The sequence below is a fragment of the Pseudomonas sp. JBR1 genome, assembly GCF_028198185.1.
In the GTDB taxonomy this organism is placed as follows: Bacteria; Pseudomonadota; Gammaproteobacteria; order Pseudomonadales; family Pseudomonadaceae; genus Chryseomonas; species Chryseomonas oryzihabitans_E.
The window spans coordinates 1,968,231-1,981,417 of record NZ_CP116340.1 but is presented as its reverse complement, the minus strand read 5'-3'; the positions used below and the strand labels follow the sequence as shown (position 1 = coordinate 1,981,417).

The 13,187-nt window shown below is 66.1% G+C and carries 14 protein-coding genes and 1 pseudogene; 11 read left to right on the top strand and 4 right to left on the bottom strand.

Annotated elements, in window-relative coordinates; translation table 11 throughout:
* Positions 1-170: 170 nt before the first annotated feature.
* The gene (fabB, locus tag PJ259_RS09205) at positions 171-1,388 is read right to left on the bottom strand and encodes a beta-ketoacyl-ACP synthase I (RefSeq protein WP_059315640.1); all 1,218 of its coding nucleotides are present in this window, start codon (positions 1,386-1,388) and stop codon (positions 171-173) included.
* Between the two features lie 11 nt (positions 1,389-1,399).
* Positions 1,400-1,915, bottom strand: coding sequence for a 3-hydroxyacyl-[acyl-carrier-protein] dehydratase FabA (fabA, locus tag PJ259_RS09200; protein ID WP_007160484.1), 516 nt, complete (start codon positions 1,913-1,915; stop codon positions 1,400-1,402).
* A 376-nt stretch (positions 1,916-2,291) separates the two neighbouring features.
* Between fabA and PJ259_RS09195 the strand changes: the two genes are divergently transcribed.
* The 6 genes from PJ259_RS09195 (at position 2,292) to PJ259_RS09170 (ending at position 6,299) form a co-directional block, all read left to right on the top strand.
* Positions 2,292-3,326, top strand: coding sequence for an NAD(P)H-dependent glycerol-3-phosphate dehydrogenase (locus PJ259_RS09195; RefSeq protein WP_271655538.1), 1,035 nt, complete (start codon positions 2,292-2,294; stop codon positions 3,324-3,326).
* A gap of 31 nt (positions 3,327-3,357) precedes the next feature.
* A complete protein-coding gene (locus tag PJ259_RS09190) occupies positions 3,358-3,657 on the top strand; it encodes a DUF4389 domain-containing protein (protein WP_059315638.1) in 300 nt (99 codons plus the stop codon).
* Positions 3,654-4,109: a phosphohistidine phosphatase SixA gene (gene sixA, locus PJ259_RS09185; protein WP_271655537.1), complete on the top strand. Its 456-nt coding sequence runs from the start codon at positions 3,654-3,656 to the stop codon at positions 4,107-4,109. The genes PJ259_RS09190 and sixA overlap by 4 nt, the downstream gene beginning before the upstream one ends.
* Positions 4,110-4,129: 20 nt before the next feature.
* Positions 4,130-4,573 carry a hotdog fold thioesterase gene (locus PJ259_RS09180; protein WP_271655536.1) on the top strand — a complete coding sequence of 148 codons (444 nt, stop codon included), beginning with the start codon at positions 4,130-4,132 and terminating at the stop codon, positions 4,571-4,573.
* A gap of 28 nt (positions 4,574-4,601) precedes the next feature.
* On the top strand, positions 4,602-5,483 hold the full coding sequence (locus tag PJ259_RS09175) for an alpha/beta fold hydrolase (RefSeq protein ID WP_271655535.1): 882 nt from the start codon (positions 4,602-4,604) through the stop codon (positions 5,481-5,483).
* A 120-nt stretch (positions 5,484-5,603) separates the two neighbouring features.
* Positions 5,604-6,299, top strand: coding sequence for a DUF4892 domain-containing protein (locus PJ259_RS09170; protein WP_271655534.1), 696 nt, complete (start codon positions 5,604-5,606; stop codon positions 6,297-6,299).
* Here the strand turns inward: PJ259_RS09170 and PJ259_RS09165 are convergent.
* The gene (locus PJ259_RS09165; protein ID WP_237140527.1) at positions 6,296-7,486 is read right to left on the bottom strand and encodes a CynX/NimT family MFS transporter; all 1,191 of its coding nucleotides are present in this window, start codon (positions 7,484-7,486) and stop codon (positions 6,296-6,298) included. The genes PJ259_RS09170 and PJ259_RS09165 overlap by 4 nt on opposite strands.
* Before the next feature lie 343 nt (positions 7,487-7,829).
* On the opposite strand from PJ259_RS09165, the gene selD reads away from it, so the two are divergent.
* The 5 genes and pseudogenes from selD (at position 7,830) to PJ259_RS22885 (ending at position 12,434) form a co-directional block, all read left to right on the top strand.
* A complete protein-coding gene (gene selD / locus PJ259_RS09160) occupies positions 7,830-8,864 on the top strand; it encodes a selenide, water dikinase SelD (protein WP_271655533.1) in 1,035 nt (344 codons plus the stop codon).
* Positions 8,864-9,964 (top strand): tRNA 2-selenouridine(34) synthase MnmH, encoded by a 1,101-nt coding sequence (gene mnmH / locus PJ259_RS09155; RefSeq protein ID WP_271655532.1) that lies wholly within the window; start codon positions 8,864-8,866, stop codon positions 9,962-9,964. Before selD ends, mnmH begins: the two co-directional genes overlap by 1 nt.
* 78 nt (positions 9,965-10,042) lie before the next feature.
* The gene (locus tag PJ259_RS09150; protein WP_007160474.1) at positions 10,043-10,333 is read left to right on the top strand and encodes a hypothetical protein; all 291 of its coding nucleotides are present in this window, start codon (positions 10,043-10,045) and stop codon (positions 10,331-10,333) included.
* A gap of 148 nt (positions 10,334-10,481) precedes the next feature.
* Positions 10,482-11,549: pseudogene (locus PJ259_RS22890) on the top strand (HAMP domain-containing protein); the annotation flags it as partial.
* Positions 11,550-11,570: 21 nt separating this feature from the next.
* Positions 11,571-12,434, top strand: a complete 864-nt coding sequence (locus PJ259_RS22885) for a methyl-accepting chemotaxis protein (protein ID WP_442964894.1) — start codon at positions 11,571-11,573, stop codon at positions 12,432-12,434.
* 9 nt (positions 12,435-12,443) lie between these two features.
* Here PJ259_RS22885 and PJ259_RS09140 read toward each other — a convergent pair whose 3' ends face one another.
* Positions 12,444-13,181 carry a YciK family oxidoreductase gene (locus PJ259_RS09140; protein ID WP_271655530.1) on the bottom strand — a complete coding sequence of 246 codons (738 nt, stop codon included), beginning with the start codon at positions 13,179-13,181 and terminating at the stop codon, positions 12,444-12,446.
* Positions 13,182-13,187 lie beyond the last annotated feature (6 nt).

Genomic DNA, 13,187 nt, shown 5'->3' with positions numbered 1-13,187 from the left:
AAGCGGCGCGAGATTAAGCTATTCGCGCTGCTGAATCCATTCTTCCTGGAGGTTCGCAGGCGAAGTGCCGGCGCCTTCGACCGCGGGGCCCATGACCGGTTCAGCCGGGCAGGGAGCGGAAATGAAAAACGGCGCCAAAGGCGCCGTTTGGATCACACAAGCGAGGGCTATCAGCCCTGCCAGCGCTTGAGGACCAGGGTGGCGTTGGTGCCGCCGAAACCGAAGCTGTTGCTCATGATGAGGTCCAGCTTGGTGTTTTCCTTGGTCTCGCGCAGGATCGGCAGGTCAGCGACCTCCGGATCCAGTTCGTCGATGTTGGCCGAGCCGGCGATGAAATTACCTTCCATCATCAGCATGCAGTAGATGGCCTCGTGCACACCAGCGGCACCCAGGGAGTGACCGGACAGGCTCTTGGTAGAGCTGATAGCCGGTGCCTTGTCGCCGAACACGGCGCGCACACCCTTAATCTCGGCCACGTCGCCCACCGGAGTGGAGGTACCGTGGGTGTTCAGGTAGTCGATCTCGCCGTCGACGGTGGACAGCGCCTGCTGCATGCAGCGGATCGCGCCTTCGCCGCTCGGGGCGACCATGTCGTAGCCGTCGGAGGTCGCGCCATAGCCGACGATCTCGGCATAGATCTTGGCGCCACGGGCCAGGGCGTGTTCGAGTTCCTCGACCACTACCATGCCGCCGCCGCCTGCGATGACGAAACCGTCACGCTTGCTGTCGTAGGCACGGGACGCCTTTTCCGGGGTCTCGTTGTAGTCGCTGGAGAGCGCGCCCATGGCATCGAACAGCATGCTCTGGGTCCAGTGCTCTTCCTCGCCACCACCGGCGAAAACCACGTCCTGCTTGCCGAGCTGGATCTGCTCCATCGCCAGGCCGATGCAGTGGGCACTGGTGGCGCAGGCCGAGGCCACGGAGTAGTTCAGGCCCTTGATCTTGAAGGGGGTGGCCAGGCAGGCGGAGACCGTGCTGCTCATGGTCCGGGTCACTCGGTAGGGACCGACGCGCTTGACGCCCTTCTCGCGCAGGATGTCCAGGGCTTCCATCTGGTTGAAGGTGGAAGCGCCACCGGAACCGGCGATCAGGCCGGTGCGGGGGTTGGAAACCTGGTCTTCGGACAGGCCGGAATCCTTGATCGCCTGATCCATGGCCAGGTAGGCGTAGGCGGCGGCATCGCCGACGAAGCGCTTGACCTTGCGGTCGATCAGTTCTTCGAGGTTCAGGTCGATGGAACCGGAAACCTGACTGCGCAGACCCATTTCGGCATATTCCGGATTGTGACGGATGCCGGCACGGCCTGCGCGCAGGTTGGCGGAAACGGTGTCTTTATCATTGCCCAGGCACGAAACGATACCCAGACCGGTAATGACGACGCGACGCATGCGAAAAGCCCTTAGAAGCTATCGGTGGAAGTGAACAGGCCGACACGCAGACCTTCGGCGGAGTAGATCTCGCGCCCGTCCACGCTGACGGTGCCATCGGCGATGGCCAGAATCAGCGACCTGTTGATGGTGCGTTTGATATGGATATTGTAGGTGACCTTCTTGGCGGTCGGCAGTACCTGGCCGAAGAACTTCACTTCACCCGAGCCCAGGGCACGACCGCGACCCGGATTACCCTGCCAGCCAAGGTAGAAACCGACCAGTTGCCACATGGCATCCAGGCCCAGGCAGCCCGGCATTACCGGATCACCCTCGAAATGACAACCGAAGAACCAGAGGTCGGGACGGATATCGAGTTCCGCCACCAGTTCGCCCTTGCCGTATTTCCCGCCTACCTCACTGATATGCGTGATCCGATCGATCATCAGCATATTCGGTGCGGGCAATTGGGCATTGCCCGGCCCGAAGAGCTCGCCACGGCTGCAGCGCAGCAAGTCTTCGTAGGTAAAGGCGTGTTGTTTGGTCATGCAAGCTCCTGTAGCTGGCCTAGATCCAGGCTCTGGCGACTCCAATGGTCGCTCTGGGTATGGCTTCGTGTAGCAATAGACTGTCGGGGCATCGGTAAAGTCACAGGCCAGCACCCCGCTCGTTAACGGGCCATTGTGCACTTTCCGCAGTCAATTCTCCATCCTGGGAGGCCGTTCAGGGTGTCGCGGGTCTTGGGCCAGCGAAGCGAGCAGGGCTGTGAAAGAGAGGTTTACCGGTGCTAAATAGGTATTTCTCAGCCGTTTTCAACACCGTTCGGCCGAAACGAAGCAGATCGTGAACAGGCGCTAAGGCGTTCGCGCGGCTACCGTATACTGCCGACGAGGCCGCACGACCGCGGTGAAGACGAGAGTTTCGATGACAGTCCAATCCCCCATCGCCGTTCTGGGCGGCGGCAGCTTCGGTACCGCCCTGGCCAACCTGGTCGCCGAGAACGGTCTGCCGGTACGCCTGTGGATGCGTGATCCGCACCAGGCCGAGACCATCCGCCGCGAACGCGAGAATCCGCGCTATCTGAAGGGTATCAAGGTACATGCTGCGGTCGAGGCCACCAGCGACCTGCAGGGCGCCATCGCCGACTGCGAGCTGATCCTGGTAGCGCTGCCGTCGAGCGCGCTGCGCCAGGCGCTGGCGCCCATCGCCCAGCAACTGGAGGGGCGTTTCCTGGTCAGCACCACCAAGGGTATCGAGGCACACTCCTTCATGCTGATGAGCGAAATCCTTGCGGAGATCGTGCCGCGGGCGCGCATCGGCATCATCTCCGGCCCCAACCTGGCCCGTGAGATCGCCGAGCACCAGCTCACCGCCACCGTGGTGGCCAGCGAGGATGAAGAGGTCTGTCGTCGGGTCCAGGCGGCGTTGCACGGGCGCACCTTCCGCGTCTACGCCAGCGCCGACCGCCTTGGCGTGGAGTTGGCCGGCGCCCTGAAGAACGTCTATGCCATCATCGCCGGCATGGCCGCGGCTCTGGCGATGGGCGAGAACACCCGCAGCATGCTGATCACCCGTGCCCTGGCCGAGATGACCCGCTTCGCCGTACAGCGTGGCGCCAATCCCATCACCTACCTGGGCCTGGCCGGGGTAGGGGATCTGATCGTGACCTGCTCCTCGGAGAAGAGCCGCAATTACCGGGTGGGGCACGCCTTGGGTCGTGGGCTCAGTCTGGAGGAAGCCGTGGCGCAGATCGGCGAGACCGCCGAGGGCGTCAACACCCTGCGTGTGCTCAAGGAAAAAGCGGACGAGCTGGGCGTCTACATGCCCCTGGTCAATGGCCTCTATGCGATCCTGTTCCAGGGCCGCAGCCTGGGGCAAGTGATCGAGGCCCTGATGGGCGGTGAGCCCAAGACCGATGTCGATGTGGCGGACGCCGCCGAGATCCCGAGCAGGCTCTGAGCCGCTACACTGTCTGAAAAGAGGAATTTCCATGTCCCAACCCGTGCATTCCCGCGAGCTGCTAGGCCTGCGCCTGATCTGGATGCTGCTGTTCCTGTTCGTCTGGCTGGGTGCGCAGTACGTGCTGGCGGTGGTGGTGCTGGTACAGCTGGTGGTGCGCCTGATCAAGGGCGAGGCCAATCCCGGCTTGACCGCGTTCGGGGCCGCCTTGGGCGCCTATCTGGCGCAGATCGTGCGCTTCGGCACCTTCGCCAGCGAGGTCAAACCCTGGCCCTTCGCCGATTGGCCAGCCGCGGAGCAGCCCGACGACCGCTCCGCCACCGCGCCATGAAGCTCTGGCTGCTGCGGCATGGCGAAGCCGAGGCACGCGCGTCCAGCGATGAACAGCGCGAGCTGACGGCTGCAGGCCGCGCGGCGGTCCTGCGTAGCGCGGAACAGTTGCATTGCAGTGGGCTGCAACGCCTTCTTACCAGTCCCTATGTGCGGGCGCGGCAGACGGCCGCCCTGGTGCAACAGCAACTGGCCTGGGCGGGTGATGTGTCTGTCTGTAAGTGGGCGACGCCCGACGGCGAACCCGAGCGGGCCCTGGCGGAGCTGGAGCGACTGGGCGTGGAAGAGCTGCTGCTGGTCACGCACAATCCCTTCGTCGGTGAGCTGGCCGGCTGGCTGCTGCACGGTCACCGGCAGGCGCCGGTGCCCATGGGCACTGCCTCTCTGCTGTGTCTGGAAGCGCCGCTGCCGTTGGCCGGCGGCTTCGATCTGGTCAGTCGCTTCGACGGCTGACGCCCTTTCAAGGAAAGAACATGAGCATCTGGCAGACCCTCCCGGATCCTGCGGAACTCGGGCGTCAGCTCGAGAACACCCTCGGCGAACACCTGGACATGCGCATCGAGGCCTGGGACGACAGCAGCCTGACGGCCAGCATGGTGGTGGACAGGCGTACCCATCAGCCCATGGGACTGTTGCACGGGGGCGCCTCGGTGGCTCTGGCCGAGACGGTGGGCTCCATCGCCAGCATGCTCTGCGTGGATCGCTCGCGCTATTACTGCGTGGGTCAGGAAATCAACGCCAATCACCTGCGCGGCGTACGTGCCGGCCGGGTGACGGCAGTCGCTCGCCCCCTGCATCTGGGGCGCAGTAGCCATGTCTGGGACATCCGCCTGAACGACGAAGAGGGCCGTCTGACCTGCGTGTCGCGGCTGACCGTGGCCGTGGTCCCGCTGCAGCGGGACCACCCTTCGACATGAACGGCGTGCGGTCGGCGGAGGTGCGGCCATGACGGCCCAGGTACAGGAATTGCGCCTGGAACTCGCCCATGTGGAGCTGAGCGCGCGGGTGTTCGGTCCGGAGGATGGCTATCCGGTGCTGGCGCTGCATGGCTGGCTGGACAACGCCATGACTTTCGCCCAGCTCGCGCCTCGGCTGCACGGCCTGCGTATCGTCGCCCTGGACCTGCCGGGGCATGGCCTGTCGGCGCATCGGCCGGCCGGGGTCGGTTACGCGATCCAGGACTATGTGCTGGATGTGCTCGCCGCAGCGCGGCAACTGGGCTGGACCCGCTTCGGCCTGCTCGGGCACTCCATGGGTGCCATTGTGGGCGTCATCGCCGCTGCGGCCCTGCCGGATCACATCGAACGGTTGGCGCTGATCGATGGCCTGCTGCCCTACACCACGCCAGCGGCGGAGGTGCCGGAGAAGCTGGGCAAGGCATTGCTCGCCGAGCTTGAGCTGCCCAATCGCCGCAAGCCGGTCTATGCCACGGTGGAAGAGGCCGTGGCAGCGCGCTTGAAGGGGGCTCTGACGGTCAGTCGCGAAGCTGCCGAACTCCTCGCCGAGCGCGGGCTGATGGCCGTGCCCGGTGGCTACACCTGGCGCTCCGATCCCCGGCTGCGGCTACCCAGTCGAATCCGATTCACCCCGGAGCAGGCCGCGGCCTGCCTGAGCGCCGTGCGTTGCCCGACGGCGCTGGTGGTGGCCGCAGGCGGTCTCGTGGCGCCTCATGCCGAGGCCATGAGACTGGCACGCGAGCAGCCGTGCTTTCGCCTCCACGAGCTGCCAGGCGGGCACCATCTGCATCTGGATGACGCCCAGGGCGCCCAGGCCGTCGCAGATTGTTTCAATGCCTTCTTTGCCGCCAGCATCGGGCCCGGCGAATAATGCGGGATGCCTAGCCATCCGTTTTACCCTCGCGCCACTTTCGTCCAGCGATCCCTGCTGATTGGCCTGCTACTGTCCGTTGGCGCCGCGCAGGCAGCGGTGCTACCTGAAATCGCCCCCATGGATCACGCCCAGCTCGTTCGGGAGACGGGGCCGGCGACCACTGAACGCCTCTATCCGCTGGGGCCGGCCAGCCGCATCGGTGGCCGCCTGCGGCTGGAAGATTCGCTGCAGGTAGAGGGCGAACTCCAGACCCAGACCTTCGAGCTGGCCAGTGGGCATCCGCCGCTGGCACGACTCGACAGCGAACGCCAGCGCCTGCAGCAACAAGGCGCGACGCTGCTCTACTGGTGCGAGGGGCGTGATTGTGGCGCCAGCAGCGTCATCGCCAACAGCCTGCTGGGCGAAGCCATGCTCTATGGACCTGACGATCAGCAGGGCCTGCTGGTGCTGCAACTCGCGGAGCCTCGGACGGTACTGACGCTCTATGGCATCACCCGCGGCAATCGCCGCAGCTATCTGCACGCAGAGCGGTTGCAGGCGAGCCAGCCATTACCGGAGCTGTTGCCGACCGCCGCCACCCTGCTCAAGGAATTGCAGCGCGACGGCCAGTTGCTGTTGCCTGCCCTGGCCAAGGAGCCGGCGCAGCCCTGGATCGCGCGATTCGCCGCGGCCCTGGCACTCAATGGCGATGTGGCCGTGACCCTCGGCGGCGACCAGGCCGTGGCCTGGCAGAACGCCTTGCGCGACGCGGGCATTCGCGCGCCGCGACTACAGACCGATGATGGCCGGGCGGCAGGTCTCTATCGCCGCTAGACGTCGTTGACGTAGCGGGTGCGACCCGCGCCCAGGCCGAACAGCGTTGCCAGCACGGCGATCACGGTAAACAACACGCCCATGGGCGCCCAGCCGTGGGTAGCGTCGTGGATGATGCCCACCAGCAACGGGCCCAGGGAAGCCAGGCTGTATCCTGCGCCCTGAGCCATGCCGGACAGTCGGCCAGCGGTTTCCGCATCGCGGGAGCGCAGTACCAGGAGGGCGAGCGCCAGGCTGAAGGTGGCCCCCTGGCCAAGGCCGAGCACTACCGCCCACAGCCAGAGACTGCCCAGGGGAGCATAGAGGCAGCCCAGCAGGCCCGCGAGGGTCAGGGTCATGGCCACCACGATGGCCAGGCGCTGGTCGTTGCCACGCGTTGCCAGCCAGGGCGCGGTGAGGGCGCTGACCAGTTGAGTCATCACCGAGCCGGACAGCATCAAGCCGGCCTGCACCATGCCCAGGCCCCGGTCCATCAGCAGGGTGGGCAGCCAACCGAAGACGATGTAGGCCAGCGACGATTGCAGACCCATATAGAGGGTGATCTGCCAGGCCAGGCGATTGCGCCACAGGGAGCTGCCCTGGCTTCGATGCGCGGCTGCCAGGGGCGGCTGACGCAGCTGCGGCAGCCAGACCAGCAGGGCCACCACGGCGACCAGTGCCCAAATGGCCAGGGCAGGTTGCCAGTGGCCGTCGAAGGCCTCCGCCAGAGGCGCGGTCGCGCCAGCGGCCAGGGCGGCGCCGATGCACAGCATCATGGTGTAGAGCCCCATCAGCTGACCGGCCTGGGCCGGGAAGTCGCGCTTGACCAGGGACGGCAGGAGCACGCCCAGGATACCGATGCAGGCGCCGGCAATCAGGCTGCCGAGAAACAGGCCGGCGGGCGGCAGGAGACTGCGCAGGACGATGCCCACGGCGAGCAGGGCGAGAATGGCGCCCAGGGTGCGCTCGCTGCCCCAGCGACGGGCCAGGCGTGGCGCCAGGGGCGCGAACAGCCCCAGGCAGAGTACCGGTAGGGTAGTGAGCAGGCCGATGGCACTGCTGGACAGGCCCGTGCTGCTTTCGATCTGCCGCAGCAGGGGCGACAGGCTGGATAGCGCTGGCCGCAAGTTGAGGGCGATGAGCATGAGACTGGCGAGCAACAAGCCGCGCTGCCAGGCGGTAGAGGGTGAAATCGCTGGAGAAGACATGAGTGCTGCTATGACTGGGGAAACCGGCAATCCTAGCGCACTCTGGCCATAACGCATGGCGCTTCTGTTCGCTACCCTCTGCCGGGAAAAAATAGTTGGGTGGACCGGCTAAAAAATCGCCAGTTTGTCCATTGCCGCACCGCCGCTCACTTGTCCGGCGTCAGCGGAAGGTTTTCCACGAGGTTATCCACAGCAACTGTGGATTACCCTCAAAAAACAGCCCTTTTGCTTTGGCGGGCGATCTGTTAGGCGAGGCCATCCCCGCCAGCGGACGGGCATTTGCTACTATTACGCCCCTTCGCGCTGCCTGTCGAACGAGCGCCACCGCTGAACCGGAGTAACGATGACCGACCCCATTCGCCTCACCCAATACAGCCACGGCGCCGGTTGTGGTTGCAAGATCGCCCCCAAGACCCTGGAAACCATCCTGGCCGGCAGTGGCGCCCAGCATCTGGACCCGCGGCTGTGGGTGGGCAATGCCTCGCGCGACGACGCCGCGGTCTATGGTCTAGATGAAGAGCGCGGGGTGGTGTCCACCACCGACTTCTTCATGCCCATCGTCGATGATCCCTTCGATTTCGGCCGGATCGCGGCCACCAATGCCATCAGTGACATCTATGCCATGGGTGGCGATCCGCTGCTGGCCATCGCCATCCTCGGTTGGCCGGTCAATGTGCTGCCGCCGGAAGTGGCGCGAGAGGTCATCGCCGGGGGACGGCGAGTGTGCGACGAGGCCGGCATTCCCCTGGCTGGTGGCCATTCCATCGATGCGCCCGAGCCGATCTTCGGCCTGGCGGTGACCGGGATCGTGGAAAAGCGTCACCTCAAGCGCAATGACACCGCGACCCTGGGCAGTCGCCTCTATCTGACCAAGCCGCTGGGCATCGGCATCCTCACCACGGCCGAGAAGCGCGCCCTGCTGCGGCCCGAGGATCGCCATCTGGCGCGGGATACCATGTGCCAGCTCAATCGTCCCGGCAGCCGCTTCGGGCGCCTGGCCGGGGTGACGGCGATGACCGACGTCACCGGTTTCGGCCTGCTTGGCCACCTGGTGGAGATGGCCGATGGCAGCGGCCTGACCGCCGAACTCGACTTCGCCGCCATTCCCCGTCTCGACGGGGTGGACTTCTACCTCCAGCAGGGCTGCGTGCCCGGTGGAACCGAGCGTAACTTCGACAGCTACGGCAGCCGCATCGCCCCGCTGGACGAGGCGCGTCGCCAGCTGCTGTGCGATCCCCAGACCAGTGGCGGGTTGCTGGTGGCCGTGGCCCCCGAAGGGGAGGCGGAATTTCTCGCCGTGGCCATGGAGCTGGGCCTGGTGCTGCAACCCATAGGCCGGCTGGTGGATCGTCGTGCCCATGCGGTCGAGGTGGCCTGATGAGCCAGCGTGAGGATGCCCGCGATCTGCGGGCGCTGTTCCTGAGCGATGTCCCCCTGATCGATGTCCGCGCCCCCGTGGAATTTGCCAAGGGCGCCTTTCCCCAGGCGATCAACCTGCCGCTGATGAATGACCTGGAACGCCAGCGCGTCGGTACCCGCTACAAGCAGCAGGGCCAGCAGGCGGCGCTGCAGCTGGGGCATCAGCTGGTGTCCGGTGCGGTGAAGGAGGAACGCATCCAGGCCTGGGCCGATTTCGCCCAGGCGCATCCGGAGGGCTACCTCTATTGCTTCCGCGGCGGCCTGCGCTCGCAGATCAGTCAGGAATGGCTGCGCAGCGAAGGCGGTATCGCCTATCCCCGCGTGGTGGGTGGCTACAAGGCCATGCGGACCTTGCTCATCGAGACGCTGCAGCAGGCCCTGGCCGAATGCGGCTTCGTAGTGGTCGGTGGCATGACCGGCACGGGCAAGACGGAAGTGGTGACTCAGCTCGACAATGCCGTCGATCTCGAAGGCCATGCCAACCACCGGGGGTCGAGCTTTGGCAAACGCGCCACGCCGCAGCCGGGCCAGATCGATTTCGAGAATCGCCTGGCCATCGACCTGCTGCGGCGACGCCACGCCGGGCAGCCGCACTTCGTGTTGGAAGACGAGTCGCGCCTGGTCGGCCGCTGCTCGCTACCGCTGGAGTTGCACCAGGGCATGCAGCAGTTTCCGCTGGTCTGGCTGGAAGACAGCCGAGAAAACCGTATCGAACGCATCTTGCGCGACTATGTCATCGATCTGGCGGCGGAATTCATTGGCCTGCACGGGCCGGAGCAGGGCTTCGCACTGTTCGCCGAGCAGCTGCGCAAGAGCCTCTCCGGCATCGCCAAGCGCCTGGGCGGCGAACGCTTCCAGCGCCTGTCGGCTATTCTCGAGGCCGCTCTGGCCGAACAGGAGCGTTCGGGCGACGTTGCCGCGCACCGGGGCTGGATCGAGGGGCTGCTGGCGGAATACTACGACCCCATGTACGCCTATCAGCGCGAGAGCAAGGCGTCCCGGGTGATCTTCAGCGGCGACCAGGCCGAGGTGGTGGAGTTTTTACGCGCTCGGCGCTGAACAGCGCCGGCCGCTGGCGGTCTACGCTGCGGTTATCCGGCCGTTTCGGCTGGTTGCAGGTCGCAAGGAGAAAGAGAGATGAAAGCGAAACTGGTTCCGGTCCTGGCCGCCACCCTGGCCGCCGTGGTGCTCGCAGGGTGCTCGGGCAAGGTAGTCAATCGCGACAGCTGCGCGGCCCAGACCCGGTCTGCCTGGCAGGAACTCGACCTGGCCAAGGCCGAAGGCTTTTCCGGCACGGTGAGTTATTCCAAGGCGCTGGCCCTGCTGTCCACCGCCAAGACCCAGCAGCAGGTCGAGGCCTACACCGGTTGTGTGAAGAACGCCGAAAAGGCGCGCTTCTATATTCGCGAGTCCCGCGCCGGTCGTTGATCGATCACCCGGCCAGGTGTGCGTCCTGATCCAAAGCGACGTGCACGTAGCCGGGCACGACGAATAGCGGCGTTTTGTCTTTCACCCCCTCAAGAGTCGGCTTTTGCGGACGACAGCGTCGGTAGCTGTCATCTTGTTGGGGTATCGTATGAAAGGGATTGCGCGCTACCGCCTGGCCAATTGGCGAACCGCCACCAAGCTTGCCGTGGGCTTCGGCCTGGTACTGCTGCTGACCCTGGTGGTGGCCCTCCAGGGCGGCCTCGCGCTCAAGGATGTGGAGCATCGCTTCGGCTCGCTACGCGACATGGCCGCGATCAATCGGCAGGTCATGCAGGTTCGCGCCCTGGAGCAGGGCTTTCGCCTGACTGGCGAGGCGGCCCAGGCCGAACACCTGCGGCAGGCCTTGCCGGCTGTGCTCGACAGGCTGGGTCAGCTCGCTACTGAGCTGGGCACTGCCCACGCGGCGGACCTCGATGCTGCCCGTGAGGCCACCAAGGCCTATGGCACAGCCTTCGCCGACTTCGAGCGCCTCAACACCTCGCGCCGTCTGGCCATGGAAGGTGCCGCCTTTCTGGTGGAGGGTGCCGCCAACAGCCTGGATATTCTTCAATCCGGCCTGCTGGATGACGGCGCCTACGCACTGAAGGAATCCGAGGGCAAGCAGGGCGCGGAACTCCTGAACCTGTCGCAGCAAGTGGGCGAACTCTATCGCCTGATGCTCAAGAGCCTCGACGAAGCCCAGGCACGGGCGAGCAAGACCACGGTGGACGATCAGCCCTTGCCCTCGGCCAGCGCCGCGCTTGACCTGCTGGCCAAGGTGGAGCCACAGCTGAGCGATCCAGCCTATTCCTCGGTCATCCAGGACGTCTCCACCAATATCAAGGAATTCATCCGTCGCCTGGGTGACTATGCCGCCGCCCTGGCCCAGGAGCAGACCGCGGGCGCGCGGATGACCAGCCTGGCCGAGACCGCCGTGCAGCGGGTCGATGCGCTCTATGGGCAACAGGAAGCCGAACTGCAGGCGATGATGACCAAGCGCCTGCTGACCATTGGCGGCGTCGCCCTGCTGGCGCTGGTGGTGGGCGCCCTGGCCGCGTTGATCATCACCCTGGCCATCGTCCGGCCGTTGCGCAAGGTGATCGCCGCCGCCGAGCGCATTGCCCAGGGCCAGCTGGATGTCGAATTGATCGTGGATCGCGGCGACGAGATCGGCCAGTTGCAACGCTCCAGCGCGAGCATGGTGGCGGCGTTGCGCGGCATGGTGCTGCAATTGCAGAACGGCATTGGCCGTCTGGGGCAGTCCGCTGCGGCCCTGGCCGAGCAGGCCCGCGACGCTCAGCAGGGGGTGACGCGCCAGCGGGAGGAAACCGACCAGGTGGCGGCCGCCATGGCCGAACTGGCGGCGACGGCCCAGGGGGTCGCCGCGGATGCCGAAGCCGCCGCTGGCGCTGGCGACCAGGCCGAGCGCCAGGTCAACGATGGCCAGGCGGTGATAGGTCGCAGCCTGGCTGGCATCGAGACCCTCGGGGTGGACGTCCAGGCCGCGGCGGAACGACTGCACAACGTCTCCCGTGACAGCCAGGCGATCAGCAGTGTGCTCGACGTGATCAAGGCAGTGGCCGAGCAGACCAACCTCCTGGCGCTCAACGCCGCCATCGAAGCGGCCCGGGCGGGCGACCAGGGGCGCGGTTTCGCCGTGGTGGCCGACGAGGTCCGGGCGCTGGCGCGCCGTACCCAGCAGTCGAGCATCGAGATCGAGCAGCTTATCGTGGTGTTGCAGAAGGGCAGTGGCGAAGCCGTCGAGCGGATGCAGCAGAGCGAGACCTTGCTGGCCGGGACGCTGGACAGTGCGGGTGAGACCCGGCGCGCCTTTGTCGGTATCGCCACGGCGGTGGCCAGCATCCAGCAGAAGAATCAGCAGATCGCCGCGGCAGCGGTGCAGCAGAGCGGGGTGGCCGAAGAGGTGGCGGTCAATGTGACGCGCATTCGCGACGGCGCCGATCAGTCCAGCCAGGCGATGGCGGCGACGGCTTCGGCCAGCCGGGAGCTGGCCGAGCTGGGCGATGAACTCTCACGGCTGGTGCAGCGCTTCCACGTCTGACCGAATCCGCTATTGGGCGTTGAGCGCCTGGCCGGTGGTGCCCTGGCTGGCCGGGCCGAGCAGATAGAGGTAGACCGGCAGGATGTCTTCCGGCGCGGGCACCCGGGCAGGGTCCTCGTCCGGATAGGCCGCCGCGCGCATGGCGGTACGGGTACCGCCGGGATTGACGCTGTTGACCCGGATACCAGCGTCCGCGAGCTCCTCGGCCCAGACCTGCATCAGGCCTTCGGTGGCAAACTTGGACACCGAATAGGCTCCCCAGCCGGCACGCCCCTTGCGACCGACACTGCTGGACGTGAAGATCACCGAGGCCTGGTCCGCAGCCTTGAGCAGCGGTAGCAGTGCCTGGGTCAGGGCGAAGCCGGCCTGGACGTTGACCTGCAGCACCTGGGCCAGGGCTGGCGCAGGCGTCTCTTCCAGCAAGACTCGCGGGCCCAGCAGTCCGGCGTTGTGGACCAGGCCATCCAGGCGCCCATGGCGCTGCTGCAGTCGTGCTGCCAACGCGGCATAGGCGGCTGCATCGGCTTGCTCGAGATCCAGCACCAGCGTCTCGGCCGCCTGGCCACCACTGGCCTGGATCTCGTCACGCACCTGATCCAGCGCTGCCGTATCGCGGCCTTGGAGAATCACCCGGGCGCCCAGGGCGGCACAGCCGCGGGCCAGGGCGGCGCCTATGCCGCGATTGGCGCCGGTGATCAGGATGACGCGGTCTTTCAATAGCTCGGCGGGAGCCTGGTAGTCGAACATCTGAAC

Coding starts and splice junctions, on each gene's coding strand:
- PJ259_RS09170 (WP_271655534.1), top strand. CDS start 5,604: ATGGATCACGCCCAGCTCGTTCGGGAGACGGGGCCGGCGACCACTGAA.
- fabA (WP_007160484.1), bottom strand. CDS start 1,915: ATGACCAAACAACACGCCTTTACCTACGAAGACTTGCTGCGCTGCAGC.
- fabB (WP_059315640.1), bottom strand. CDS start 1,388: ATGCGTCGCGTCGTCATTACCGGTCTGGGTATCGTTTCGTGCCTGGGC.
- PJ259_RS09165 (WP_237140527.1), bottom strand. CDS start 7,486: ATGTCTTCTCCAGCGATTTCACCCTCTACCGCCTGGCAGCGCGGCTTG.
- PJ259_RS22885 (WP_442964894.1), top strand. CDS start 11,571: ATGGTGGCGGCGTTGCGCGGCATGGTGCTGCAATTGCAGAACGGCATT.
- PJ259_RS09150 (WP_007160474.1), top strand. CDS start 10,043: ATGAAAGCGAAACTGGTTCCGGTCCTGGCCGCCACCCTGGCCGCCGTG.
- selD (WP_271655533.1), top strand. CDS start 7,830: ATGACCGACCCCATTCGCCTCACCCAATACAGCCACGGCGCCGGTTGT.
- PJ259_RS09140 (WP_271655530.1), bottom strand. CDS start 13,181: ATGTTCGACTACCAGGCTCCCGCCGAGCTATTGAAAGACCGCGTCATC.
- PJ259_RS09190 (WP_059315638.1), top strand. CDS start 3,358: ATGTCCCAACCCGTGCATTCCCGCGAGCTGCTAGGCCTGCGCCTGATC.
- PJ259_RS09175 (WP_271655535.1), top strand. CDS start 4,602: ATGACGGCCCAGGTACAGGAATTGCGCCTGGAACTCGCCCATGTGGAG.
- mnmH (WP_271655532.1), top strand. CDS start 8,864: ATGAGCCAGCGTGAGGATGCCCGCGATCTGCGGGCGCTGTTCCTGAGC.
- PJ259_RS09195 (WP_271655538.1), top strand. CDS start 2,292: ATGACAGTCCAATCCCCCATCGCCGTTCTGGGCGGCGGCAGCTTCGGT.
- PJ259_RS09180 (WP_271655536.1), top strand. CDS start 4,130: ATGAGCATCTGGCAGACCCTCCCGGATCCTGCGGAACTCGGGCGTCAG.
- sixA (WP_271655537.1), top strand. CDS start 3,654: ATGAAGCTCTGGCTGCTGCGGCATGGCGAAGCCGAGGCACGCGCGTCC.